This window comes from Mesorhizobium sp. WSM4989, assembly GCF_029625795.1.
In the GTDB taxonomy this organism is placed as follows: Bacteria; Pseudomonadota; Alphaproteobacteria; order Rhizobiales; family Rhizobiaceae; genus Mesorhizobium.
Genome location: NZ_JARTVN010000002.1, coordinates 1,590,843 through 1,615,186, shown reverse-complemented (window position 1 = coordinate 1,615,186; position 24,344 = coordinate 1,590,843). Strand labels below are relative to the sequence as shown.

Below are 24,344 nucleotides of genomic sequence, written 5' to 3'. Positions count from 1 at the left end.
GTCATCGGCGTCGGCTGCCGAGAGATATGTCGCTGGGAGGTGACAAGGTGTCGCCGACGGGCTATGGATGGCGCGTCGAGGGCTCAGGTGACTGAGTCCTACCTGTTTGCGGGAGAGAACAGCGCAAGCTGTCGCCGAAGGGGAAATCGCCCGAAATCTCTCAGGCAAAAGAACCGTGGACGGGAAAGACAACTCTGGAAAGTCGGGAATCTTCCCGCGCCGAAGGTGTAAGCGCTGCCGACAGAGTTACGGGGCGCGAGTCTCTCAGGCTTCAGACAGAGGGGCACGGACTAGACCGCTAATGGCGGTCGATTGCGTGCGACTCTGGAGAAGACATGACCGGCGAAGACACCAAACATCTACCCCTCGAGGATTTGCATAGCGCCGCGGGCGCGCGTTTCGGCGCTTTTGCCGGCTGGTCGATGCCGCTGACCTATCCGGCCGGCGTGATGAAGGAGCACCTCCACACGCGCGAGCATGCCGGCCTGTTCGACATCTCGCATATGAAGCTGTTCGAGGTCGGCGGCCCGGGCGCCGCCGCCCTACTCAACCGCGCCTGCCCGCTCGACGCCGGCGCGATGGAAATTGCCCAATCCAAATACACTTTCTTCCTCAACGAGGCCGCCGGCGTCATTGACGACTTGATCGTCACGCGTCTTGACGATGGCCGATTCATCGTGGTGGCCAACGCCGGCAATGCGGCCGAGGATGAAAGGCATCTGCGTGCGTTGGCCGCGGATTTCGATGCCAAGGTCGAGCCGCTCGACCGCGTCTTCCTGGCAATCCAGGGCCCGGATGCCTGGGCGGCCCTTTCGCGAGCCGGTATCGAAACGGGCTCGCTGCTGTTCATGCATGGTGTCGAGCCCCGGCAAAACTGGTTCATGAGCCGCTCCGGCTACACCGGCGAGGATGGATTCGAGATCGGGCTGCCGGAAGCGGATGCCCGCGATCTCGTCGGCAAGCTGCTGCAGGATGAGCGCGTGCAATGGATCGGCCTTGCCGCCCGCGATAGCCTGCGGCTCGAGGCCGGGCTCTGCCTGCATGGCCAGGATCTGACACCCGAGACCGATCCGGCGAGCGGCGGTTTGATGTGGGCGATCCCTAAGGAGCTCCGCGCTTCCGGTCACTTCATCGGCGCCGACGCGCTGCGCTCGATCCTCGAGCGCGGGCCGTCTCAGAAGCGGGTTGGCCTGAAGCCCGATGGTCGTCAGCCGGTGCGCGCCGGCGCCGCGCTTGTCGATGCCGACGGCAATGCGGCCGGCCACGTGACCTCGGGCGGCTTCGGCCCGTCGACGGGCCACCCGGTCGCCATGGGCTATGTCGACAATGCGCTGGCCAAGCCCGGCATCAGACTATTCGCCGACGTCCGCGGGACCAGGATCCCGATCGATATCACTTCGCTGCCCTTCACGCCACATCGCTACCGCAAAGGATGATATTCCGATGGCAAATACCTATTTTACTGAGGATCATGAATGGCTGCGCGTCGAAGGCGGCGTCGCCACCGTCGGCATCACCGACTATGCGCAGGAGCAGCTCGGCGATCTCGTCTTCGTCGAACTGCCGGAAATCGGCCGCAAGCTCGCGAAGGGCGACACTGCAGTAGTCGTCGAATCCGTCAAGGCGGCCTCTGACGTCTATGCGCCGGTCGACGGCGAGATCACCGAAGCCAACACAGCACTGTCGTCGGACCCTTCATTGGTCAATTCGGCGGCGACCGGCGATGGCTGGCTCTGGAAGATGAAGCTTTCCAACGCAAGCCAACTCGACAGCCTCATGGACGAGGCCGCCTACAAAGCCCATATCGGCTGATACCAGGATCTTGGAAATGACCGCAGCACCCATTCCTTTCTCGGCCCGTCACATCGGCCCCAGTGTCAACGATGTCAGGGCCATGCTCGCCACCATCGGCGTTCCGTCCGTCGAAACGCTGATCAGCCAGGCCGTGCCGAGATCGATCCGCCTCGACCTGCCGCTCAACCTGCCCACTCCGGCCAGCGAAGCCGAAGCACTGGCCGAATTGTCGGCGATGATGGTGAAGAACACGGTGCTGAAGAGCTTCATCGGCGCCGGTTATCACGGCGTCCATGTGCCGCCGGTCATCCAGCGCAACATGTTCGAGAACCCGGCCTGGTACACGGCCTACACGCCTTACCAAGCCGAGATCAGTCAGGGCCGGCTGGAGATGCTGTTCAATTTCCAGACCCTGGTTGCCGAGCTGACCGGCCTGCCGGTGGCGTCGGCATCGCTGCTCGACGAGGCCACCGCCGTTGCCGAAGCGGTCGGCATCGCACTGCGCCATCACCGCGACAAGCGCACCAAGGTGGCGCTTGCCGGCACGCCGCATCCGCAGACGCTCGATGTCGTGCGCACCCGCGCCGAACCGCTCGGCACCGAGGTCGACGGCGAGACCATCGACGACAACACCGCCGCCCTGCTCGTCTCCTGGCCGGACACTTTCGGCGTCTATGGCGACCACAAGGCGGCGATCGAGAAGGCCCGTGCCGCTGGCGCTCTGGTCGTCTTCATCGCCGACCCGCTCGCGCTTACGTTGACGGATGCGCCGGCCAAGCTCGGTGCCGACATCGCCGTCGGTCCGATGCAGCGCTTCGGCGTGCCGATGGGCTTTGGCGGCCCGCACGCGGCCTATTGCGCCGTCTCCGACAAGCTCACCCGTCTAATGCCCGGCCGCCTCGTCGGCCAGTCGACCGACAGCAAGGGCCGCCCGGGCTATCGCCTGGCGCTGCAGACGCGCGAGCAGCACATCCGCCGCGACAAGGCGACCTCCAATATCTGCACCGCGCAGGCGCTGCTCGCCAACATGGCGACGGCCTATGCGATCTGGCACGGTCCCGCCGGTTTGCAAGCGATCGCGGAGCGCGTCCACACTCTCGCCAACCGCCTTGCGGTGGGGCTGAAGACAGCGGGCGTGGCCGTTCTCGGAGCACACCGCTTCGACACCGTGACGGCCGAAGTGAAAGGCAAGGCCGCGGCAATAGCCGCCGCCGCCGAGAAGACCGGCCGGCTGCTGCGCGTCATCGATGCCGACCGCGTCGGCATCGCCTTCGACGAGACGTCGACCGAAGCCGACCTAGAGGCGATCGCGGCCCTGTTCGGCGCCAAGCCCGGCAAAGTGGGAGCCGGCTCGACGCCCGGTAAGCCGCGCGGCAAGGAGTTCCTCACCCAGCCGGTTTTCCACGAGAACCGCTCCGAGACCGAGATGATGCGCTTCCTGCGGCGGCTGGCCGACAAGGACCTCGCGCTGGACCGCGCCATGATCCCGCTCGGATCCTGCACCATGAAGCTCAACGCCGCCGCCGAGATGATGCCCGTGAGTTGGGTGAATGTCGCCAACCTGCATCCCTACGCGCCGGCCAGCCATTCGGCCGGCTACCGGGCCATGGTCGACGACCTGGAGGCCTGGCTGTCGGAGATCACCGGTTTCGACGCGGTCAGCCTGCAGCCCAATGCCGGCAGCCAGGGCGAATATGCCGGCCTGCTCGCCATCCGGGCCTATCACCGCGCGCGCGGCGAAGGCCACCGCACCGTGTGCCTTATCCCGTCCTCCGCGCATGGCACCAATCCGGCGAGCGCGGCGATGGCGGGAATGAGCGTCGTCGTCGTGCGCTGCGCCGAGGACGGCAGCATCGACATGGATGACATGCGGGCCAAGGCCAACGAGCATTCCAAGAACCTCGCGGCGCTGATGTTCACCTATCCCTCGACGCATGGCGTCTACGAGGAAGGCGCGCGACATCTCTGCGCCCTCATCCACGAGCATGGCGGCCAGGTCTATTTCGACGGCGCCAACCTCAACGCCCTGGTCGGTCTCGCCCGCCCCGGCGATATCGGCGCCGACGTCTGCCACATGAATCTGCACAAGACCTTCTGCATCCCGCATGGCGGCGGTGGCCCGGGCGTCGGCCCGATCGGCGTCAGGGCGCATCTGAAACCCTATCTGCCGGGCCATGTCACGGAAGGTTCGGCGCATGCCGTCGCCGCCGCGCCCTTCGGCAGCGCTTCGATCCTGCCGATCACCTGGATGTATATCCGCATGATGGGCGGCTCCGGGCTGAAGCAGGCCACCGAGACGGCGATCGTTTCGGCCAACTATGTGGCGACGCGGCTCGCGCCGCATTTCCCCCTCCTCTACAAGGGCAGGAGCGATCGCATCGCCCATGAGTGCATTCTCGACACGCGCGTGCTCAAGGAGAGCGCCGGCATCAGCGTCGACGACATCGCCAAGCGCCTCATTGACTACGGCTTCCACGCCCCGACCATGTCGTTTCCGGTTGCCGGCACGCTGATGGTCGAGCCGACGGAATCCGAACCCAAGCGCGAACTCGACCGATTCTGCGAGGCGATGATTGCGATCGCCGGCGAGGCGGCGAAGGTGGCGAAGGGCGAATGGCCGCTCGACGACAACCCGCTGGTCAACGCCCCGCACACTGCCGCCGAGGCATTGGCAGGCGCATGGCCGCATCCATACTCGCGGATGGAAGCAGCCTACCCAGCGGGTGACGTCGATCTGGCAGCAAAATACTGGCCGCCGGTTTCGCGCATCGACAATGTCGCCGGCGACCGCAACCTGGTCTGCTCCTGCCCGCCGCTGTCGGAATATCTCGGCGCCGCAGAGTAGACGGTAGGGCAAGTTAGGCCGAGCGCAGGGCTGGCCCACTATCGGGCTGGTCCTCCTGGCGTTGGGCGATCACGCGGTTTCGCCCGGCGCGCTTTGCGGCGTAGAGCGCGGCGTCCGCCTCAGCCAGCACCTCGTCCAGGGTCCGGCCATCGGGGGCGCCAAATCCCATGCCGCCGCTGACGCTGCTGCGCAACGGACCACGTTGAGTCGGAACGATTTCGGTGCCGAAAGCGACCCCGATCCTGCTTGCCATATCGTGCGCCTTTTCCGGCGTCATGCGCGATAGGACGAGCGCGAACTCCTCACCGCCTAGCCGGAAGGCATCGACCCCGGCCCTGCCATATTTCTTGATCACCGCCGCGAAGCGGCAAAGCACCTGATCGCCGACGGGATGGCCGAAGACATCGTTTGTGGTCTTGAAATGGTCGAGGTCGAACATCGCGATCGCCATGAACGGACCGAAGCTGCGACCGCCGTAAAGCTCGTTGAGCGCCCTGCGGTTCATCAGGCCGGTCAGCGGATCGGTCATCGTCGCGGCCTTGAGCTCGATCTGCGCCTGCAGATGGTGCAGCGAAAGCGTCAGCGCGCCGAAGCCGGTCATGCAGGCGACCGCGACGACGGAGTTCAACCGCTCCGCCCAGTTGTCGGGCGCGGCGCCTAGGACCCATTGCCCTTGCACCAGCAGCACCAGGCCGCACAGCGCGAAGGATATCCCGCAGGCGCCGCTGAGAAACGAAACGACGAGCAGTATCCGGCGGTCGTGATCGCCCTTCATCCAGAACATCGTTCCGATCGCGCCGAGCAGCGCCGTCACCGTCGAATAGGTGATCAGAAAGCCGACGCCATCGAAGCCGAAATAGGTGACGAGGGCGCAAGCCGCCATCGCTGCCAGCGCCGGCACGATGGCGCGGCGATAACTGCGGATGCCGAGATACTGCATCGCCGACAAACAGATGACGAGGAACCCCAGGCTGAGCAGGGCAAGCACCATCTGGCAGAGCCACGGGTTGGCGTCCTTGGTATAGCGCCAGAACAGGACGACATGGGCAACGAGCACGAGTATGCCGCAGGCGACCGTAAGCACGAAACGCGCCTGCGGCGCGGTGAGCCAGATCGCGAGCATCGTGACGCTGAGGCATGTGCCCGACAGCGCCGCCGCGAGCAGGAGCGAGCTGAAATCCAACATCTCTGAAGATCTGCCGTTGGGGAGACTCGTTGCTTCCTCAATGTAGGTTGTAGAGGCGTGGCGCAAACCCTTTTCGGCCGGTGTCCGCTGCTCGCTCGACAAAGGGTTTACAAAGCGTCGACATGTCCGCTGAAACTACGGCCCGGTTCCGCGGCGGGACGAGCCGGAAGCGGATCAGCTCTTGTCGAGCAGCGCTAGGTTGGCGTTGACCACGGTCTGGTCGGCGAGACCGGCCTTGGCTTCGAGCAGCAGCGCCCTTGCCTTCTTCTTGTTGCCGCGCAGGAGCTGCGAATAGCCCATATTGTTGACGATCTGCGGCTTGCGCCCGGCGACCCTCAGCAATTGCGCATAGGCGCGGTCGGCGAAGTCGAAGCGGCCGAGCTCGTCATAGGAGGCGGCAAGCCCCATCCAGGCTTCGGCATTGTCTGCCTTGAGCTCCACCGCTTTGCGGAAATGCTGTTCTGCGAGACCGAAATTCGCCTCCCGGAATTGCGCCTTGCCCTCCGTCAGGTCGGCGGCGCTGATATCCTTGGCCGTCGCCTGGATTGCGGTGGTCTTGGTCGTGTCGACGCTGCTGTTCGTAGTACAGCCGGTGATCATCAAGACGGCCGCCAATACCGCCGCTGCCGTGGAAAGTCTGTGACGCATGCCCTGCCCCGTCGCCCGATTTGCCGGGTCGTTCTTCAGCAAGGACCATACAGGAGAGCGATTAAGCTTCGGTGCCGAAATGCGCCTAAATTTCAGTTGCTTGCAAAGGATGCGTTAACCAGCACCGCCGGCCTCAGTGCGACGTCAGCCTTACCACGATCGGGATGATGGCGACCATCAGCACCACCGGCAGGATGCACACCGTCACCGGGACCGACATCTTGGCCGGCAAGGCATGCGCCTTCTCCTCGGCAAGCGACATGCGCTTGTGGCGCATTTCGTCGGAAAAGACACGCAGCGCTCCCGACAGGCTGGTGCCGAGCTCCTTGGACTGCTGCAGGAGCGTCGCGAAGGAGCGCACTTCGTCGAGGCTGAGGCGATCGGCGAGCGCCTTTAGTGCATCGTCGAGGCTGCGGCCGGCCCTCAACTCCAGCGACACCAGCTGCAGGTTTTGGCTGAGCGACGGATAGGTCCTGGCGAGTTCCTTCGAGACCCGCTCAATGCCGGCCTCCATGCTCATGCCCGCGTCGGAGCAGACGATCATCAAATCCATGAAGTCGGGAAAGCCATTGCGGTATTCGCGCATCTTTTCCCGCACCTTCTGCGTCAGCACCAGGCCGGGCAGGAAATAGCCGGCCGCTCCCGACAGGATGATGAAGGTCCAGCGGCTGGTCACGGTCGATTCGGCGCTGGCCGCCCAATGGTTGACCAGGAACGCCCCAAGCGCCATTCCGACCAGCGCGGCAAAACGGATCAGGAAGAACGTACCGACGGCGCGCGGCTCCATGTAACCGGCCTGGATGAGCTTCATGCGCAGTCGCGCGACATTCTCCGGATCGCTCTTGGCATAGAATTCCTGCGCCCGCCTCACCGCCTTCTCGCGCACGGCGTTCGCGTTTTTCCTGGGTGCCGGCTCGTGCTGCTCGATCGGCTGCGCCGCCTCGACCTTCAGCCGGCGCTTGACCTCGTTGCGGTCGCCCTGCGCGACGACCAGCGGCCAGGCCACCGCGCCACCGCCCATCACCAGCAGCAGCACAGCCACCGGCATCAGCGATGTCGGCGCTAGCGAGGCAAGGAAGCGGATGACCTCGTCCATTTCAGAACCTGAAATTCGACATCTTGAACATGATGGTATTGCCGAGCAGGAGCCACAGGATCGAGCCGCCCAGCATGTACCAGGTCTTCGGTATCCCCCACACCTCGCGGTAGAATTGCGGCATCAGCACCATGATGGCGGTGAACAGAAGCACCGGCACGGCGGTCAGGATATAGGCCGACATGCGGCCTTCGGTCGAAATGGCGCGCACCTTGCGCCGCAGCTTGCCGCGCTCGCGGATGGTCGACGACAGGCCGTCGAGGATCTCGCGCAGATTGCCGCCGGAGCTGCTCTGGATCGAGACTGCGGTGACGAACAGCGGCAGGTCCTCATGGCCGACGCGATCGAACAGGTTGTTGAGCGCTGAAACCAGGTCCGAGCCATAAGTCACTTCGTCGGCCACGACGCCGAACTCGGTGCCGATCGGATCGGCCATCTCGCGCGCCACCATCGCGATCGCCACCGGCACCGGGTGGCCGGCCTTGAGGCCGCGCGTGATCAGCTCCAGCGCTTCCGGCAATTGCATGCCGAAGCGCTTAAGCCGGCGCTTGCGCAGAAAACGCATCGCCATAACCGGCAAGACCGGCACCAGCACAGGAAGCAGGACCAGCCCGAACAGCAAAGGCAGGCCGTACCAGACGGCGAAAAGCGCCAGAGTGAACGCTGTCCCCGACGTGATCGTGAGGAATTTGGGCATCGGCATGATCATGCCGGACTGCGTGCGCAAGGCGCGAAAGCGATCGAAAGAAAGGAGGGGCGTGCCCTCTTCCATGCCGCGCTCCTTGCGCAGCTGGATCAGCACCTGCTCCTGGCTGATCTTGTTCTCCGCCAGCTTCATGCGGCGATTGATCGCCGTGCGCTTGTCGCTGCGGCCGGCATAGAGCAGGTAGCAGCCTTCGGCGATCATGATGCCGGTGAGCGCCGCCGCCGCGTAGACGGCATAGATCGGGCTGAATCCCTCGAGCACCGGCTACTCCTGCGGCCGGCCGGGTTCGAAATACTTGCCCGGAAATTCAATGCCCATGTTGCGCAGGTCCTCGAGGAAGCGCGGTCGGATGCCCGTTGCCTCGAAATGGCCGACGATCTTGCCGTCCGCCTCCATGCCGGTGCGCACGAAGCGGAAGATCTCCTGCATCTGGATGACGTCGCCTTCCATGCCCGTCACCTCGGCGACGCTGGTCACCTTGCGCTTGCCGTCGGACAGGCGTGTCAGCTGCACGATGATGTCGATGGCGCTCGCAATCTGGCTGCGGATCGACTGCACCGTCATCGGCATGCCGGTCATGCCGAGCATTTGTTCGAGGCGCGATATTGCGTCGCGCGGCGTGTTGGCGTGGATGGTCGCCATCGACCCTTCATGGCCGGTGTTCATAGCCTGCAGCATGTCGAAGGCTTCCTCGCCACGGCACTCGCCAAGGATGACGCGGTCGGGCCGCATGCGCAGCGCGTTCTTGACCAGATCGCGCTGCTTCAGTTCGCCATGACCCTCGATGTTTGCCGGGCGCGTTTCCATGCGCGCGACATGCGGCTGCTGCAGCTGCAACTCGGCGGCGTCCTCGATGGTGATCAGGCGCTCGTCCTCGGGAATGAAGGCCGACAAGGCATTGAGCATCGTCGTCTTGCCGGTGCCGGTGCCGCCGGAGATGATCGTCGTCTTGCGCGCATGCACGGCCGCCGCCAGCACCTCGGCCATGTTCTGGGTGATGGCGCCGAACTCGACCAGTTTGTGCAGACCGAGCTTGTTCTTGGAGAATTTGCGGATCGACACCAGCGGCCCGTCGACGCCGACCGGCCTGATCGCGGCGTTGAAACGCGATCCGTCGAGCATGCGGGCGTCGACCATCGGCTGCGATTCATCGACGCGGCGGCCGACGGCCGCGACGATTTTATTAATGATCCGAAGCAGATGCGCCTCGTCCTTGAACGGGATATGGACCTGCTGCAGCTTGCCTCGCTTTTCGACGAAGCAGTTCTGATGGCCGTTGATCAGGATATCGTTGATCTCCGGATCCTTGAGCAGCGGCTCCAGCGGGCCGAGGCCCACCATCTCGTCGACGATGTCGTCCACCAGCGCGTCCAGCTCGGCGGTGTTGATCGCCATTCGCTCCTGACGGGTCTTTTCCGAGACGAATTCATGCACCTGGCGGCGCATTTCGTCCTTGGGCAGCCGCTCCAGAGCGACGAGGTTGATTTCTTCGAGCAGCATGCGGTGGATGCGCACGCGCGCGTCGAGCACCTTGTTGGCGCTCTTTGCGGGTGCTGCTTCCAGCTTCGGCGGCGCCGGCTTGCGGGTCGTCGGAATGACCACGGCGTGATGCGCAACGGGCGCGGGTTCGGGCGCCCGCAGCGGACGGACATCGCGATTCTGCAGGTTGGAGAAGCGACTGCTCATCCTGCTTTCCTCTTCAAGAGGCCCTTGCCGAGGCCGAACAGCGACTTCGATTTTGCCGTCGTCGCCACGGCCTCCTCGGGCAGGATGATTTTCTTCAGGTCATTGACGACATTGGCGTTCGGATCGATGTCGTGCAGCGGCACGCCGCGGTCGACGGCCTCGCGCACCAGCCGGTAGTTGTTGGAGATGCCGCCGACGAAGTGCTCGCCGAGGATATCCTGGACGTCAGCCTGCTTGATGCCGCTGTCGAACATCTTCTGCTCGAAACGGTTGACGATGACGTTCGGCTTCACTTCCCTGCCGGCCGTCTCGTAGATGGCCTGGATGAGACGCTGCGTGTGGCGCAGGCAAGGTACCGTCATCTCGGCCACGATATAGAGCTTGTTGGAGCCGAGCAGCACCGTCTCGGTCCACGGGAACCAGGTGCGCGGCATGTCGATGACGACATTGTCGAAATAGGCCGAGACGAGGTCGAGCATGCGCACCACGACATCGGTCTTGAACGAGCGCATTTCGGAAGGGCGCGTCGGCGCCGCCAGCACGCAGAGCCCGCTTGCATGCTTGGACAGCATGACGTCCAGCAGCTGCCGGTCGAGGCGCTCGGGCTGGTTCTCGATTTCGGTGATGTCGAAGCGTGGTTCGAGGTCGAGATATTCGGCGCAGGCGCCTTGCTGGAAATTGAGGTCGACCACGCAGGTCGAGGCGCCGCGCGTCACCGAATGGTGCAGCTGGAAGGCGGTCTGCAGGGCAAGCGTGGTGGTGCCGACACCACCGGCGGCCGGCATGAAGGTGTAGATTTGCGATTCGGAGTTTTCCTCCCGCCCCGGCCCCTGCAGCGCGCGAATGACGGAACGCACCAGATCGGCGGTGGTGATCGGCTTCACCAGGAAGTCGGCGACTTGGAGCTGAACCAGGATGCGCACCGCCGCCGCATTGAATTCCTGCGTGACGACGACCACGGGCACGCGGCCTTCGATCCGGCGCATGATGCGCTGCAGCGACTCGATCTCTTCGAGCTTGGCCGCGTCCATGTCGACAATGACGGCGCCGAAATCGGTCTCCTGGACCTCGCCGCGCAGTTCGTTGACGCTTTTCTCGACCGTCAAAAGCTCGATGACCTCGGATGCAGCGAAAGCCGTCCGCGTGTCCTGCGAAAACGCCCGGTCGGTCGAAACGAGCAGGATCTTCTTGGTGTTGGTGCCCGATGCCATGGTCGTCAGCCCATCAGTCTGCTGTCGTTGATACCGGTGTCGTTGAAGCCGGCGCCGCGCCGCCCTTCGCGCCCGCGGCATTGGCCGTGGAGCTCGTGCTCGGAGCCGGCACCAGGAGCCTGGTGTTCTGGACGCCGTACTGCCAGGGGTCGACCATCTGGATGGCTGTGTTGGACGCCTGGGCGTTGCCGGCGGCCGGAGACACGCCTTCGGTGCGCACATAGTCGTCGCTGGTGCAGCCGGAGAGCGCGCCGGCGAGCAGCAGAGCGATGCAAGGAGCCAGACGCATGGCTTCAGTCCTTCGGCAGATCGAGGAAATGGCCCGACGTCGTCGCCGCCACCGGACGGGCCCCGCTGCCGTCGGCCAGCGCCAAGGGGCGCTTGGGAGCGGAAGCGTCGACTTCCTCGGTGTTGTTCAGGAAGTAGTCGGCATTGCTTGGCGGCCGCGTTCCGTCGGTGGGCTCGACCATCTTCTTCGACGGGTCAACCGGTTTGACCAGGTAGGGCGTGACGATGATCACCAGATCGGTCTCGCGCCGCTGATAGGATTTCGAGGAGAACAGCGGACCGAGAACCGGCAGCTTGCCGAGCCCCGGCAGGCGCGAGGTGGTGATGTCGTTCTGCGACTGCAGAAGGCCCGCGATCATGAAGCTCTGGCCGTTTTTCAAGTCGACCGACGTCTTGGCGCGACGCACGATGAAGGCAGGAATGGAAATGCCGCTGCTGACTTCGATCGACGCGGAGGGATCGATCGACGAAACTTCCGGCGCGATATCGAGGCTGACCAGTCCACCCTTGAGCACGGTCGGCGTGAAATCCAGACCGACGCCGTATTTCTTATAGCTGACGCTGATCTTGCCGTTGTCCTCGGACACCGGGATCGGGAACTCGCCGCCGGCAAGGAAGCTCGCCGTCTGGCCCGAGCGGGCGATCAGGTTCGGCTCGGCCAGCCGCCGGGCGAGACCGCGCTCTTCCAGCGCCTTGATGGCGATGTCGATCGAAACCCCGTTGGAAAGCAACCGGCCGATGATCTCGCCGGTCCCGGCGGTCGGTACCGTGCCCGGGTCGATGATGACGTCGCGACCGCCGACGCCGAAGGCAAAGTTGGCCCCGTATTTCGCGCCGAGATCCTGTCCCGCCTGCCGGTTGATCTCGACGAAACGGACATTGAGCTGAACCTGCTGCGAGGACGAGATGTTGACCGAGTTGATCACTTCCTCATTGCCGGAGAAGCGCGACGCGATCTTGCTCGCCTTGTCGGCCGCGACCGCGTCTTCCGCCTCGCCCGAAAGCACCACGCGGCCGTTGGCCGAACCGACCTTGATCTTGGCATCCGGCACGCTGGCGCGGATGGTGTTGGCCAGTTGGTCGGTGTCCAGCGTCACCTCGATGTCGATGGTGCCGACGAGCTGCTTGTTCTGATCGAACAGCGCGATGCCGGTGGTGCCGAGATTGTTGCCCAACACATAGAAGGACTTGTCGGTCAGCGGATTGACGTTGGCGATCTCCGGATCGCCGATGACGATCTGATAGAAGGCCGCGTTCGTCATGATCGTCTTGGGCTTGCCCTTGGCGACTTTGATCGAGGCGTTCTTGGTCGCCGAGACGTATACGACGTCGTTGTTTGCCTGGGCCGGCGCCCCAAAGGCCAGCATTCCGGCGGCTGCCAGAAAGGCGCCCGCCGCCATTGCACGCAGAAGGCGCAGCCCTCTCGTCGTCCGTTCTTTGTTCAATACATGCATTGTCCCGTTCCCGCCGGTCCCCACCGGCTATTGTGCTTGTTCCTTGGAAGGAACGACGTCTCCCTCGGCGGGCTTGGATGGAACCTTGTATTCCTCCACCTTCGTGCCACGGGACACGATCACCGTCTTGAATTTTGGCTCCTCCGGCTCCTTCGCCACCGCCTTGACCAGCGAGGCGGCGCTTGCCTCGGCGCTCGCGGCAACCGAACCGCCGAAGGAAGAGATGGTGGTAAGCCCGTTGCCGCTGGCGCTGGCATCGGCGGCGGACCGCAAAGACAGCGACAAGGAGCCGACGGTGCGGGCGAGCGCTACCTTCTGCGCCCCTTCGTTGGTGACCTCGAGGGTCACGGAATTGGCGACCTGCGGCTCGGTCTTGCGCTCGTCCGCGCCCTGCCCGACCGAAAGCACCTTGGCGTCGGACACGACGATTTCGGACGTGACCGTCGAGCCGGCTGCCCCTTGCGCGTTCTTGGACACTTCCTGGATTTCGCCGGCATCGCGCGTCAGCACGACGTCGACCCGGTCGCCCGGCGTGATGAAGCCGCCGACGCCGGCGATCTCGTCGGTGCGGATGGTGACTGCCCGCATGCCCCGCGACAGCATGTTGGAAAGTGTGGCGCGGCCATTCGGTCCCGACAGCTTGGCGAGCAGCACCGGCTCGTTGACCTCGATCGGCGACAGCACGACGCGGCTGCCTTCGGCCAGCAGCTTGTCGACGGTCGGGAAGGCGCCTTGCGGCAGAGAATCCTGCGGCCACGGAATTTCGGTGAGTTGCGACCGGTCGAGCTGCATGCCGTAGCGCAGCGGCGCATTCGCCACGACGATGGTCTTGAACTCGACTTTGGGCTCGTGCGGCACCACGATCGATGCCGTCTTCTGCTCGGACTGGGCCCTCGCCTGGCTTTTGACCCAGAAGTCCGCGGCAAAGATCGAGATCGCGCCGAAAACGGCTGCGATGCCGATCATGGTTATGGCCCTGCCCTTCACAACGAAACCCCTGACGCCCCGTGGTCTTTTGCCGTTGAGGCTCACGCTAGGCCTTAATGTTAAAGAATCAGGAATCCGAAGGGGTGGAGCCCGCCCTATTTCCGGCGGCTTGGTTATCGAATGGTTTTGGAATAAGAGACAGTTTGATCCCTGAACGGAACAGGAACTCGTTCGCCCGCCAAAAGCGTGGCAGTATCGAGGAGTGATTCGCAGTACCGGACTTAATGGCTAGCATGGACGACACCAGCGATCTTTTCGGCAACCCGGAAAAGCAGCCCCAGCAAGTACGCGCGCCCTCGCGGCCGGCCGATCCGCTGGTGCAGGCCGCGAAGCGCTCGGCCGCCGCCCGCGACGGCAGCGAGAGCTACAGCGCCGCCGACATCGAGGTTCTGGAGGGGCTGGAGCCGGTGCGGCGGCGCCCAGGCATGTATATCGGCGGCACCGACGACAAGGCGATGCATCATCTCTTCGCCGAGGTGATCGACAATTCGATGGACGAGGCGGTGGCCGGCCACGCGACCTTCATCGACGTCGAGCTTTCGGCGGACGGATTTCTTACCGTCACCGACAATGGCCGCGGCATTCCGATCGACCCGCATCCGAAGTTCAAGAAGCCGGCGCTCGAAGTCATCATGACGACGCTGCATTCGGGCGGCAAGTTCGACTCCAAGGTCTATGAGACCTCCGGCGGTCTGCACGGCGTCGGCGTATCCGTCGTCAACGCGCTGTCCGATCACCTCGAGGTCGAGGTCGCGCGCGGGCGCCAGCTCTATCGCCAGCGCTTCTCGCGCGGCGTTCCGGTGAGCGGGCTGGAGCACCTCGGCGAGGTGCACAACCGCCGCGGCACCAGGACCCGCTTCCATCCCGACGAGCAGATCTTCGGCAAGGGCGCCGCCTTCGAGCCGGCCCGGCTCTACCGCATGACTCGCTCGAAGGCCTATCTGTTCGGCGGCGTCGAGATCCGCTGGACCTGCGATCCCTCGCTGATCAAGGAAAAGGATCAAACTCCGGCCAAAGCCGAGTTCCATTTCCCGGGCGGCCTCAAAGACTACCTCAAGGCCACCCTCGGCGACGAATTCCAGGTCACGCGCGAAGTCTTCGCGGGCAAAAGCGACAAGCAGGGCGGCCACGGCTCGCTGGAATGGGCGGTGACCTGGTTCGGCGGCGACGGCTTCCTCAACTCCTACTGCAATACGATTCCCACTCCCGAGGGCGGCACCCACGAGGCGGGCTTCCGCAACGTGCTGACGCGCGGGCTTCGCGCTTATGCCGACCTCATCGGCAACAAGCGCGCCTCGATCATCACGACCGAGGACGTCATGATCTCGGCCGCCGGCATGCTGTCGGTATTCATCCGAGAGCCGGAATTCGTCGGCCAGACCAAGGACAGGCTGGCCACCATCGAGGCGATGCGCATCGTCGAAACCGCCATCCGCGACCCGTTCGACCACTGGCTGGCCGACAACCCGCAGGAAGCCTCGAAGCTTCTCGAATGGGTGATCGCGCGCGCCGACGAGCGTGTGCGCCGGCGCCAGGAAAAGGAAGTGTCGCGCAAGAGCGCGGTACGCAAGCTGCGCCTGCCGGGCAAGCTCGCCGACTGCACGCAGAACGCCGCGGCCGGCGCCGAGATCTTCATCGTGGAGGGCGACTCGGCCGGAGGCTCGGCTAAGCAGGCGCGCGACCGCGCCAGCCAGGCGGTGCTGCCGCTGCGCGGCAAGATCCTCAACGTCGCCAGCGCCGGCAACGACAAGCTTGCCGCCAACCAGCAGATTTCCGACCTGATCCAGGCGCTCGGCTGCGGCACCCGCTCGAAATATCGCGACGAGGACCTGCGCTACGACCGCGTGATCATCATGACCGACGCCGACGTTGACGGCGCGCATATCGCTTCGCTTTTGATCACCTTCTTCTACCAGGAGATGCCTAACCTGATCCGCGGTGGCCATCTCTATATGGCCGTGCCGCCGCTCTATTCGATCCGTCAGGGCGGTAAGGTGGCCTATGCACGTGACGACGCGCACAAGGACGAATTGCTGCGCACCGAATTCACCGGGCGCGGTAAGGTCGAGATCGGCCGCTTCAAGGGCCTTGGCGAGATGATGGCCTCGCAGCTCAAGGAAACCACGATGGACCCGAGGAAGCGCACGCTTCTCAGGGTCGACGTGATCGACGCAGAGCAGGCGACCAAGGACGCCGTCGACGCGCTGATGGGCACCAAGCCCGAGGCCCGCTTCCGCTTCATCCAGGAACGTGCCGAATTCGCCGAGGCCGACGTGCTGGATATCTGAACGCGGACTGGTCCATAACAGGCTCCGGCACGGAGACTTGCATGTGACCTGGACGCGGCTGAAGGATCTAGCCGGGACACCGTTAAGTGAGCTGACCCAGCCGACGCGCTCGGACTGGATCTTCGCCCTGCGCACGGTTTCTGCCGGGCTGATCGCGCTGCTTGCCGCTTATGCCTTAAAGCTCGATCATCCGCAGTGGGCGATGATGACCGTGTTCATCGTCGCGCAGCCGGTCGCCGGCATGGTAGTGGCGAAAGGCTTCTACCGCCTGCTCGGTACGCTGGCCGGCGGCCTGGCGGCGATCGGCATCACATCGCTGTTCGGCACCAATCCCTGGCTCTTGGTGACGGTGCTGGCACTATGGATCGGCGTCAGCACCCTCGTTTCCTCGCTGCTGCGCAATCCGGAAGCCTATGGCGCCGCCCTTGCCGGCTATACAGCGATGATCATCAGCCTGCCGGCATTCGGGCAGGCGCATCTCGTCGTCGATCTCGCTGTCGCGCGCTGCGCCGAAATTGTGCTCGGCATCGTCTGCGCCGGCGTCACCAGCCGGCTGATCCTGCCGAAGCTCGCGGCGGACGCCATCATCTCCAGGCTGAAACGCAGCATTCTCGATCTCGCCGACTACGCCTCAGGCGCCTTTTCCGACGGCGATCCGGCCGGTCTTGCCGCTCTCCAGCGCAAGCTGATCACCGATGCCCAGACACTTGCCGAAATGCGCACCTATGCGCGCCTCGAAGCGCCGAGCTTCGCGACCCGCGCCCATCCGGTCCGGCGCACGATCGGACAGCTCCTGTGGGCGCTCTCGGCGGCCCGCGCGCTGCATACCCATGCCGCGCCGGAGAATGCGACGCTCATCCCTGTTCGCAGCGAGTTGAAGGCAATCGTCGGGGAACTCGCTACGACGCGCGACGCGTTGGACGACACCGGCCCATGGGTGGCTCGGCTCGAGGCAATCGCGATCAGGGCAAGAGAAACGGCGCCGGTGGCCACCGATCCCGGTGAAGACAAGGTCGGCACCATCACCCGCCTCACCATTGCCGCCGATTTCGCGGAGGCGCTGAAGCAGGTGATGCGCGGCTTGGATGCGCTTCGCTCGCCGGTTTCCCGAACGTCTCGTGAGCGGCAGCAGCCGGCCCTGGTCGTGCACCGCGACTATCATGCGGCCTGGCGCAATGCGGTGCGCGCCGCGCTCGCCACGCTTCTGGTGGCCGCCTTCTGGCTGACCACCAAATGGTCGGAGGCGGCGGGCACCGTCATTCTCGTCGCCGTCGTCTCCAGCCTGTTCGCGGCACGTCCCGATCCGGTTCAGTCGGCCTGGGGCTTCTTCACCGGAACGCTCCTCGCTTTGCCTTTCGCTTTCCTCGTCGGCCAGATCGCAATGCCGGCGCTGCCCGGCTTCGGCTGGTTCACCCTCTTTGTCGTGCCGATCCTGGTGCCGGCAGCGCTCGGCATGGCCAATCCGCGGCATGTCGGCGTGGCCACCGCCTTCGCCATCAATTTCCTGGCTTTCCTCAGCCCGCACCAGATGATGACCTATGATCCCGGCCCGTTCTTCGCCGGATCGGCATCGATCCTGGTCGGCATCCTGATCGCCATCGGCGTCTTCATCGTCGTTCTGCCGGCCAATCCCTGGGCCACTGTTGAGCGCATCTCGACGGCGATGCGCGAGGACCTGGCGCGCCTTTGCCTGCATGAGCGCGTCCCCAGGCGTTCGGCCTTCGAAAGCCTGGCCTATGACCGGATCAACCAGTTGATGCCGCAACTGCAGCAGACCGGGAGGAAAGGCGACCCTATTCTTGGCGGCAGCATTGCCGCCGTGACCGTCGGCCTCGAAGTGCTCCGGCTGCGCCAGGCGCAACTGAACTCCATCGTGCCACGCGAGACGGTCGAGTCGATCGGCAGCTTCCTGCGCGGCCTGGCGCGGGAATTGCTGTTCAGGAGGCATGGCGAGCCGCAGACCTCGACCATCGCCGTGGCGCGGGAATATGCGGCGAGCATCGCCGGTCGCAGCGACCGGCCGGAAATGCTTCAGGTCGCGGCCTCACTGCGCATCATCGCTGCCGCGATGCAGGATTATCCGGATTTTTTCGCGAAGGGGGCACCCTTAGACGGGCCGGGCCGGGATACGTGAGCATCGAGCAGGAAGCCGCCAGGCCGGCCACACCTGGCACCGACGTGCGCTAGGCGGCGGCAATTGCCAGCGCATGCCCGCGCGCGTTCTCGCGCAGCGCGTCGAGATGGATCGACTTCACCAGTCCAGCGAGATCGCCCTCGGCCGATTGCCCGCCGAGTTCCTTCAGCATCAGCCAACTCACCTCCTGCACGCCGGCGACACGCTTGCCGTTGGCGACCTCGCGCCAGATCTTCAGCGCGCGCAGGATGATGCCGTGCGTGGCGGCGGCGAGGCCTGCGCTGCGGAACAGCGCCTGCAGCGCAACGTCGTGCCCGCCGGCCAGCAACGCCCTCACCCGCTGCTCGGATTGTTGGGCAAGCGCCACCAGGGCCGAGCCGAAGAAGTCGACCTTGCCATGCGCGACGGTGCGGATGATGAAGCTCGCGGTGAGATCGCCGCGCAGTCTGAGATGCTCGATCAGCGCGGCGTGCTCCTCGGCGCGGGTGCCCTCGATCAGCGTCACCGAAGCCTTCACGCAGGCGTCGCGCATCACGCGGTCTGCCCGTGCCGCTCCCATCAGTGCCAGTACCAGCGGCGATCCCTTCAGCGTCTCGCCGAGCTTGACCAGAAGCATGTGCCGGCAGTCCGCGGGAAGCCGCGCGTCGGCGATCAGCGCCTCGCGCACCAGCGGCAGGTGGCCGTGCCGTTCGGCCATCCGGCGGAAACTCAGCGATGCAATATCGGCGCCGCTGTTGGCGATCAGCGTGGCGCAGGCTTCCGGCTCGCCGATCTCGGCGATGGCTGCCGCCAGCGACATCGAGACGACGGGACGGTTGGCTATCAGCTTTTGGGTGGCCTTCTGGCCGCAGGCGACGCGGTCGATGAGATCGGCATCGGTAAGCAAAGGCGAACGCGCCAGCACCAGCGCCGCCACTTCCGGCTGGTCGGAAGCGAGTGCTGCGATCACCTGCGGCGGGGCGTGATGGCTCATCGACAGCGCTTCGGCGAGCGCCTGCCGGACCTTGGCGGAAACGTCGTCGAGCAGCAGCGTGAGCGCCGCCTCGGCGGCGCAGCGATCCTCGAACGGCAGGTCGGAATTGATGTAGGCGCGGGCCAGCGCGCTCGCGGCGGCGGCGCGCTCGGAAACCCTTGCCTTATCGATCCACTTTAGAAAATGCGAAACAACCATGCCGATCAGCTGCCCTTGCCGAAACGTTTCGGCCCCGTTGGGAACGGTAAGCTGGAAATGGTTTACGAACGGTTCACCATGTTTCTTAACCGGCTTGATGGCTTTGCAACCAACGCCTATCAAACAGAAATAGCGGAGGAGATCGACCATGGCCGGGCTTTATCTGGAGGAGTTCGTCGTCGGCCGCGTCTTCCGGCACACGCTGCGCAAGACCGTCACCGAAAGCGACAACATGCTGTTCTCGGTGATGACGCTGAACCCGCAGCCGCTCCACATCGACTTCGACTTCGCCGCGAAGAGCGAATGGGGCAAGCCCTTGGTCAATTCGCTGTTCACGCTTGGCCTCATGATCGGCATCTCGGTGAACGATATCACCGTCGGCACCACTGTCGCCAATCTCGGCATGAAGGAGACCGTCTTCCCGCACCCGGTTTTCCACGGCGACACCATTCGCGTCGAGACGACGGTCGTTTCGGTGCGCGAGTCCAGGTCGAAGCCCGATCGCGGCATCGTCGAATTCGAGCACCGCGCCTATAATCAGAACGATGTTCTTGTCGCCAAATGCACGAGGCAGGCGATGATGATGAAGAAGGCGTCCTGATGCGCTCGCTGCTCTTCGTGCCGGGCGATTCCGAGCGCAAGCTGGAAAAGGGCTTTGGCGCCGGCGCCGACGTGGTCATCGTCGACCTTGAGGATTCGGTCGCCGCCGGCAATAAGGCGGCCGCCCGCAAAGTCGCGGCGAACCTCATCGCCGGCCACCGACAGCAGACCAGCTCCGACATCTACGTACGCGTCAACGATCTGTCGACCGGCCTGACCGACGATGATCTTGCGGCGCTCGTCCCGGTGAAACCCGACGGCATCATGCTGCCGAAGTCGAACAGCGGACAGGATGTCCAGCAGCTCGCGGCCAAGCTTCGGGTGCACGAGGCCGAAAGCGGCTTGCCGGATGGCGGCATAAAGATCCTGCCGATCATCACCGAAACCGCATCCGGCCTGCTGGCTGCCGCGAGCTACGCCGGAGCAAGCAGCCGGCTTGCCGGACTTACCTGGGGCGCGGAAGATCTGTCGGCCGCAATCGGCGCGCGTTCGGCGCGCGACGAGAGCGGCCGCTACACCGACGTCTTCCGCCTGGCGCGCGCGACGACCATCCTGGCCGCCGGAGCGGCGGAAATCGCCGCGATCGATACCGTCTTTCCGGATTTCCGCGACATGGCCGCTTTCGAAGCCGAATGCAGAGAAGCCGAGCGCGACGGCTTTACCGGCAAGATGGCGATCCATCCGGCGCAGGTGCCGGTCATCAACGCCGCTTTCACGCCGTCGCCGGAATCGGTCGAACGATCGCGGGCGATCGTCGACGCCTTCGCGGCGGCGGGAAATCCGGGCGTCGTCGGCATCGACGGCAAGATGTATGATCGGCCGCACCTGCGGCTTGCGGAGCGGCTGCTGGCACGCGCGAGAGCGGCGGGACTTTCAGCCTGAACCGCCAATTGCCAGACCATGGGGATCAGTTTGTAGCGGACGTGAGCCGTGTAGCCCTTTCGGTTAATCCTTGCTCCAGCGCGGCCGCCGCATCGAGAAAATCTCGTTCACGCTGGCATAGTCCATATAGCCGAGCCGGGCGACATTGCCGGCCCTGACGATGTCGAACAGGCCGTCCCTGAGATAAGCATCGTCGATGTGGACCCCGACGACCTCGCCGGCGACGACGATGGCGCTGGTCTCGGCGCCATCCAGTGCCCGCGGCCGAAATATCTCGGTCACCTTGCATTCGAGGGCGGCGGGCGCTTCCCCCACGCGCGGCGGCGCGACGAGGCGCGACGGCGCCATGGCGAGATCGGCATAGGCGAACTCGCTGACGCCGCGCGGCGCATCGACGGCGGTGCGGTTCATCTTCTCGGCAAGCTCGCGGCTGACGAGATTGGCGACGAATTCGCCGGTTTCTTCAGCGAAGGTGGCGCTGTCCTTCGCGCCTTCGGATGAGAACCAGACGATGAAAGGCCGCGTCGAAAAGGCATTGAAGAAGGAATAGGGCGCCAAGTTGATCTCACCGGCCTTGTTCAATGTCGAGATCCATCCGATCGGGCGGGGTGCAACGATCGCCTTCGACGGATCGTGCGGCAGGCCGTGCCCCTTGGATGGCTCGTAGAACATCTCAGCCGGCCCACGGCCCGGCATAATCGGCATAGAGCTTCGCCGGATCGGGTCGGGGCCGCTCCGGCGCCGGTCCCTGGTACGAGCCGATATGGACGAAGCCGATGACGCGCTCCTGCGGCGACAGCCCGAGGATCGCCCTGCCCTCCGCAACGTCGGAATACCAGTTGCTGATCATGTTGGTGCCATAGCCCAGCGCGTTGGCCGCGATCATCAGATTCATAGCCGCCATTCCACCCGACAGGAACATCTCCCATTGCGGGATCTTTGGGTTCTCCCGCGGCACGGAGACGACGCCGATCACCAGCGGGGCGCGCGAGAAGCGCGCCAGTTCCTGGTTGCGGCGCCCCTCCGGCAACGGTCCTTCGCGCTGCTCGGCAAGCGCCGCGAGCTTCTTGCCGATCTCGACCCGCGCCTCGCCGCGGTAGACGATAAACCGCCAGGGCTCGAGGCGGCCATGGTCTGGTACCCGCGATGCCGCGGCGATCATCGTGGCGATTTCCGCATCGCTCGGCGCCGGCTCCTTGAGGTCCGGAATCGGCGCTGAACTGCGGGTCAGCAGGAAGTCGATGATCGGCGACGCCATGGGCGCAAGTCTCCTAGCATTCGATTTTGAGCTGAAGCGCGCCATCGGGAGATCGGGCGGCTCGGGCAATGGCGCAATTATCCGCCGGATAAAGAGCCCTGGCGGAGGGCGGCAGGCTCTTGAGCCTTGAAATTGCCACCGCCTTGGGCTTCAACGCAAGGCATGTTTGAGGGGACTCTGCGCCTTTTCGTGGTCGGGCTCATCGCCGCGTTGCTTGCGGTGCCGGTTTCGTTCGCGCTGGCCCAGAACGCCAACGATGTCGGCAATATCAAGTTGCCGGGCATTTCGAGCTATGCGACGCCGAAGAGCGAGCGGTCGCTGGCGCTTGGCAGCGGCGGAGCGATCACCCTTTCTGCGCAACTGACCGACAAGGGCGCCGACATCACCCGCGGCATCGTCTGGCGCGTCTTCAAGCCGGAACCGGCCAGCGACGGCAAGCTGCCGATGGTCGCGTCCGCGCATGGCGGCACGGCGGTGTTCCAGCTCGACCCCGGCAGCTACCTGGTCCACGCCTCTTACGGACGGGCCGGCGCCACCAAGCGCATCACCGTCGGCAAGGACGCAAAGCGAGAGAGCCTCGTTCTCGATGCCGGCGGCTTGAAGCTCGATGCGGTGACGTCCGGCGGCGCGCACATCGCGCCAAAGAAGCTCCGCTTCGCGATCTATGAGGGCCAGGCCGAGACCAATGGCGACCGCGCGCTGATCGCCCCCGATGTCGAGCCGAACACGGTGGTGCGGCTGAATGCAGGCACCTACCATGTCGTCTCCACCTATGGCGCGGTCAACGCCGTGATCCGCTCCGATATCCGCGTCGAGGCCGGCAAGCTGACCGAGGCCACCGTCGAGCACCGCGCGGCCGAGATGACGATGAAGCTGGTGCGCGAGCCCGGCGGCGAAGCCATTGCCGACACCTCCTGGTCGCTGCTCAATGAATCCGGCGATCCGATCAAGGAAGCCGTCGGCGCCTTCGCCTCGATGGTGCTGGCCGAAGGCCAATACACCATCATCGCCAAGAACCGCGACCGCATCTACCAGAAGGATTTCACCGTCGCGGCCGGCCAGAACCAGGAAATCGAGGTCGTGGCCAACGAATCGTCCGCCATCGATCCCGAGGAGGGCGCGGACTAAGCTGCTCAGGCGGCTTTGCGCATCCGCTTGGTTAGAAACGGCGTGCGTCCGCGCCGCGCCGCCGCCGGAGCGAGATCGAAAACCGCTTGGTAGAGCCTGTCGAGCAGCGCCTTGCGGTCGCGCAACGGTTCGAGCTCGCTCCACTTCAGCACATCGCCGATGCGCACCTCGATCGCCTTGCCCGACAGCCGGGCGAATTCGCGGATTAATAGGGAGGTGCGCAGCGTCAGCGACGCCTTGCCGACGAATTTCGCCACGCGGTTGTCGCGCTCGGCCATGTTCATCGGCCCACTGACGAGATGGAACAGACGGCCGTTCTGGCCGGAGAAATGCAAAGGGATGACCGAGGCCTTGGCCTCCTGGATGAGCTTGGCCGGAAACATCTTCCACGGCAGGTCGATCGCCCGGCCGAACCCCTTCGGCGCCGTGGCGACGCCGCCGGCCGGAAAAACGACGATGGTGACGCCTGCCTTCAACAGCCGCACCGCCTCGTGGCGCACGGCCATGTTGTTCTTCAGCGCTTCCTTGGTCTCGGAAAAATCGATCGGCAGCGAATAGGCTTCCATCTCGCGGATCCTGAGCAGGTCCTTGTGGATCATGACCCGGAACGGACGGCCGAGCTGCTCGGCGAGCGACAGCACTGCAATGCCGTCGCCGATGCCGAAGGCATGGTTGGCGACGATCACCAGCGGACTAGCCGGCACATTTGCCGGCGGCCAACGGCCGGCGTGGTGCACCCCTGACGTCGATCAAGTCCAGCATGCGGCTGAACACACGTTCGCCCGTTGGAGCGACCTGGCGCCGCCACAAGTCGTAGAGCACGGCAAAGCGGTCGCGGCCCGACAGGCCTTCGACGGAATGGATGAACCACCGCGTCAGCGCCGGCTGATGCCGGTTGGCGTAGGAGAGCTCGGGAAACGGCCTTCCCCGCGGTTTCAGCTTGAGCATGGCGGCTCGGTTACAAGGTTGGCGTGACAGGCGT

The 24,344-nt window shown here is 64.7% G+C and carries 20 protein-coding genes, 1 pseudogene and 1 riboswitch; of the genes and pseudogenes, 8 read left to right on the top strand and 13 right to left on the bottom strand.

The annotated features are described in order from the left end of the window. The first annotated feature begins 99 nt into the window (after positions 1–99). A riboswitch (glycine riboswitch) is annotated at positions 100–186 on the top strand. A 149-nt stretch (positions 187–335) separates the two neighbouring features. From gcvT to gcvP, 3 genes are read left to right on the top strand one after another with little or no spacing between them, the layout of a single operon-like run. Then, positions 336–1,436, top strand: a complete 1,101-nt coding sequence (gene gcvT, locus P9217_RS20500) for a glycine cleavage system aminomethyltransferase GcvT (RefSeq protein ID WP_278088180.1) — start codon at positions 336–338, stop codon at positions 1,434–1,436. Between the two features lie 7 nt (positions 1,437–1,443). Further along, positions 1,444–1,812 (top strand): glycine cleavage system protein GcvH, encoded by a 369-nt coding sequence (gcvH, locus tag P9217_RS20495; protein WP_067000208.1) that lies wholly within the window; start codon positions 1,444–1,446, stop codon positions 1,810–1,812. A 16-nt stretch (positions 1,813–1,828) separates the two neighbouring features. Next, positions 1,829–4,639 carry an aminomethyl-transferring glycine dehydrogenase gene (gene gcvP, locus P9217_RS20490; RefSeq protein ID WP_278088181.1) on the top strand — a complete coding sequence of 937 codons (2,811 nt, stop codon included), beginning with the start codon at positions 1,829–1,831 and terminating at the stop codon, positions 4,637–4,639. A 13-nt stretch (positions 4,640–4,652) separates the two neighbouring features. Here the strand turns inward: gcvP and P9217_RS20485 are convergent, their stop codons facing one another. The 9 genes from P9217_RS20485 to cpaB all read right to left on the bottom strand — a co-directional run bounded on the left by P9217_RS20485 (position 4,653) and on the right by cpaB (position 13,880). Continuing rightward, positions 4,653–5,825, bottom strand: a complete 1,173-nt coding sequence (locus P9217_RS20485) for a GGDEF domain-containing protein (RefSeq protein ID WP_067328074.1) — start codon at positions 5,823–5,825, stop codon at positions 4,653–4,655. 174 nt (positions 5,826–5,999) lie between these two features. Continuing rightward, on the bottom strand, positions 6,000–6,473 hold the full coding sequence (locus tag P9217_RS20480; RefSeq protein ID WP_095802255.1) for a hypothetical protein: 474 nt from the start codon (positions 6,471–6,473) through the stop codon (positions 6,000–6,002). Positions 6,474–6,606: 133 nt separating this feature from the next. Beyond that, positions 6,607–7,569: a type II secretion system F family protein gene (locus P9217_RS20475; protein ID WP_067328072.1), complete on the bottom strand. Its 963-nt coding sequence runs from the start codon at positions 7,567–7,569 to the stop codon at positions 6,607–6,609. 1 nt (position 7,570) lies between these two features. Next, positions 7,571–8,536: a type II secretion system F family protein gene (locus P9217_RS20470; protein WP_067328069.1), complete on the bottom strand. Its 966-nt coding sequence runs from the start codon at positions 8,534–8,536 to the stop codon at positions 7,571–7,573. Between the two features lie 3 nt (positions 8,537–8,539). Continuing rightward, the gene (locus tag P9217_RS20465) at positions 8,540–9,961 is read right to left on the bottom strand and encodes a CpaF family protein (RefSeq protein ID WP_095802174.1); all 1,422 of its coding nucleotides are present in this window, start codon (positions 9,959–9,961) and stop codon (positions 8,540–8,542) included. Further along, a complete protein-coding gene (locus P9217_RS20460) occupies positions 9,958–11,172 on the bottom strand; it encodes a response regulator/pilus assembly protein (RefSeq protein ID WP_278088182.1) in 1,215 nt (404 codons plus the stop codon). The genes P9217_RS20465 and P9217_RS20460 overlap by 4 nt, the downstream gene beginning before the upstream one ends. A gap of 13 nt (positions 11,173–11,185) precedes the next feature. Beyond that, a complete protein-coding gene (locus P9217_RS20455) occupies positions 11,186–11,461 on the bottom strand; it encodes a hypothetical protein (protein WP_278088183.1) in 276 nt (91 codons plus the stop codon). A 4-nt stretch (positions 11,462–11,465) separates the two neighbouring features. Further along, the gene (locus P9217_RS20450; RefSeq protein ID WP_245322498.1) at positions 11,466–12,860 is read right to left on the bottom strand and encodes a type II and III secretion system protein family protein; all 1,395 of its coding nucleotides are present in this window, start codon (positions 12,858–12,860) and stop codon (positions 11,466–11,468) included. 81 nt (positions 12,861–12,941) lie between these two features. Then, complete coding sequence (gene cpaB, locus P9217_RS20445; protein WP_278088184.1) at positions 12,942–13,880, bottom strand: Flp pilus assembly protein CpaB; 939 nt, start codon at positions 13,878–13,880, stop codon at positions 12,942–12,944. A gap of 254 nt (positions 13,881–14,134) precedes the next feature. Here cpaB and parE point away from each other — a divergent pair, with 254 nt between their 5' ends. Both parE and P9217_RS20435 read left to right on the top strand, forming a co-directional pair. Continuing rightward, positions 14,135–16,189: a DNA topoisomerase IV subunit B gene (gene parE / locus P9217_RS20440; protein ID WP_067000178.1), complete on the top strand. Its 2,055-nt coding sequence runs from the start codon at positions 14,135–14,137 to the stop codon at positions 16,187–16,189. Between the two features lie 43 nt (positions 16,190–16,232). Then, positions 16,233–18,323 (top strand): FUSC family protein, encoded by a 2,091-nt coding sequence (locus P9217_RS20435; protein WP_278088185.1) that lies wholly within the window; start codon positions 16,233–16,235, stop codon positions 18,321–18,323. Between the two features lie 49 nt (positions 18,324–18,372). Here the strand turns inward: P9217_RS20435 and P9217_RS20430 are convergent, their stop codons facing one another. Beyond that, on the bottom strand, positions 18,373–19,494 hold the full coding sequence (locus P9217_RS20430; protein WP_067328054.1) for a DUF2336 domain-containing protein: 1,122 nt from the start codon (positions 19,492–19,494) through the stop codon (positions 18,373–18,375). Positions 19,495–19,642: 148 nt separating this feature from the next. Here P9217_RS20430 and P9217_RS20425 point away from each other — a divergent pair, with 148 nt between their 5' ends. Then, complete coding sequence (locus P9217_RS20425; protein ID WP_067000165.1) at positions 19,643–20,095, top strand: MaoC family dehydratase; 453 nt, start codon at positions 19,643–19,645, stop codon at positions 20,093–20,095. Continuing rightward, on the top strand, positions 20,095–20,976 hold the full coding sequence (locus tag P9217_RS20420; protein WP_278088186.1) for a CoA ester lyase: 882 nt from the start codon (positions 20,095–20,097) through the stop codon (positions 20,974–20,976). The genes P9217_RS20425 and P9217_RS20420 overlap by 1 nt, the downstream gene beginning before the upstream one ends. A 63-nt stretch (positions 20,977–21,039) precedes the next feature. Here the strand turns inward: P9217_RS20420 and P9217_RS20415 are convergent, their stop codons facing one another. Both P9217_RS20415 and P9217_RS20410 read right to left on the bottom strand, forming a co-directional pair. Next, the gene (locus tag P9217_RS20415) at positions 21,040–21,648 is read right to left on the bottom strand and encodes a flavin reductase family protein (RefSeq protein ID WP_278088223.1); all 609 of its coding nucleotides are present in this window, start codon (positions 21,646–21,648) and stop codon (positions 21,040–21,042) included. Between the two features lies 1 nt (position 21,649). Beyond that, positions 21,650–22,234, bottom strand: a complete 585-nt coding sequence (locus P9217_RS20410; protein ID WP_095779230.1) for a nitroreductase — start codon at positions 22,232–22,234, stop codon at positions 21,650–21,652. Between the two features lie 162 nt (positions 22,235–22,396). Between P9217_RS20410 and P9217_RS20405 the strand changes: the two genes are divergently transcribed. Beyond that, positions 22,397–23,362 (top strand): hypothetical protein, encoded by a 966-nt coding sequence (locus P9217_RS20405; RefSeq protein WP_278088187.1) that lies wholly within the window; start codon positions 22,397–22,399, stop codon positions 23,360–23,362. A gap of 5 nt (positions 23,363–23,367) precedes the next feature. On the opposite strand, the pseudogene P9217_RS20400 reads toward P9217_RS20405, so the two are convergent. Continuing rightward, positions 23,368–24,310 (bottom strand): annotated as a pseudogene (locus tag P9217_RS20400) (1-acyl-sn-glycerol-3-phosphate acyltransferase). Positions 24,311–24,344 lie beyond the last annotated feature (34 nt).

Coding starts and splice junctions, on each gene's coding strand:
- cpaB (WP_278088184.1), bottom strand. CDS start 13,880: ATGATCGGCATCGCAGCCGTTTTCGGCGCGATCTCGATCTTTGCCGCG.
- P9217_RS20475 (WP_067328072.1), bottom strand. CDS start 7,569: ATGGACGAGGTCATCCGCTTCCTTGCCTCGCTAGCGCCGACATCGCTG.
- P9217_RS20405 (WP_278088187.1), top strand. CDS start 22,397: ATGTTTGAGGGGACTCTGCGCCTTTTCGTGGTCGGGCTCATCGCCGCG.
- P9217_RS20485 (WP_067328074.1), bottom strand. CDS start 5,825: ATGTTGGATTTCAGCTCGCTCCTGCTCGCGGCGGCGCTGTCGGGCACA.
- gcvH (WP_067000208.1), top strand. CDS start 1,444: ATGGCAAATACCTATTTTACTGAGGATCATGAATGGCTGCGCGTCGAA.
- parE (WP_067000178.1), top strand. CDS start 14,135: ATGGACGACACCAGCGATCTTTTCGGCAACCCGGAAAAGCAGCCCCAG.
- P9217_RS20455 (WP_278088183.1), bottom strand. CDS start 11,461: ATGCGTCTGGCTCCTTGCATCGCTCTGCTGCTCGCCGGCGCGCTCTCC.
- P9217_RS20425 (WP_067000165.1), top strand. CDS start 19,643: ATGGCCGGGCTTTATCTGGAGGAGTTCGTCGTCGGCCGCGTCTTCCGG.
- P9217_RS20480 (WP_095802255.1), bottom strand. CDS start 6,473: ATGCGTCACAGACTTTCCACGGCAGCGGCGGTATTGGCGGCCGTCTTG.
- P9217_RS20415 (WP_278088223.1), bottom strand. CDS start 21,648: ATGTTCTACGAGCCATCCAAGGGGCACGGCCTGCCGCACGATCCGTCG.
- P9217_RS20420 (WP_278088186.1), top strand. CDS start 20,095: ATGCGCTCGCTGCTCTTCGTGCCGGGCGATTCCGAGCGCAAGCTGGAA.
- P9217_RS20410 (WP_095779230.1), bottom strand. CDS start 22,234: ATGGCGTCGCCGATCATCGACTTCCTGCTGACCCGCAGTTCAGCGCCG.
- P9217_RS20430 (WP_067328054.1), bottom strand. CDS start 19,494: ATGGTTGTTTCGCATTTTCTAAAGTGGATCGATAAGGCAAGGGTTTCC.
- P9217_RS20465 (WP_095802174.1), bottom strand. CDS start 9,961: ATGAGCAGTCGCTTCTCCAACCTGCAGAATCGCGATGTCCGTCCGCTG.
- P9217_RS20460 (WP_278088182.1), bottom strand. CDS start 11,172: ATGGCATCGGGCACCAACACCAAGAAGATCCTGCTCGTTTCGACCGAC.
- gcvT (WP_278088180.1), top strand. CDS start 336: ATGACCGGCGAAGACACCAAACATCTACCCCTCGAGGATTTGCATAGC.
- P9217_RS20450 (WP_245322498.1), bottom strand. CDS start 12,860: ATGGCGGCGGGCGCCTTTCTGGCAGCCGCCGGAATGCTGGCCTTTGGG.
- gcvP (WP_278088181.1), top strand. CDS start 1,829: ATGACCGCAGCACCCATTCCTTTCTCGGCCCGTCACATCGGCCCCAGT.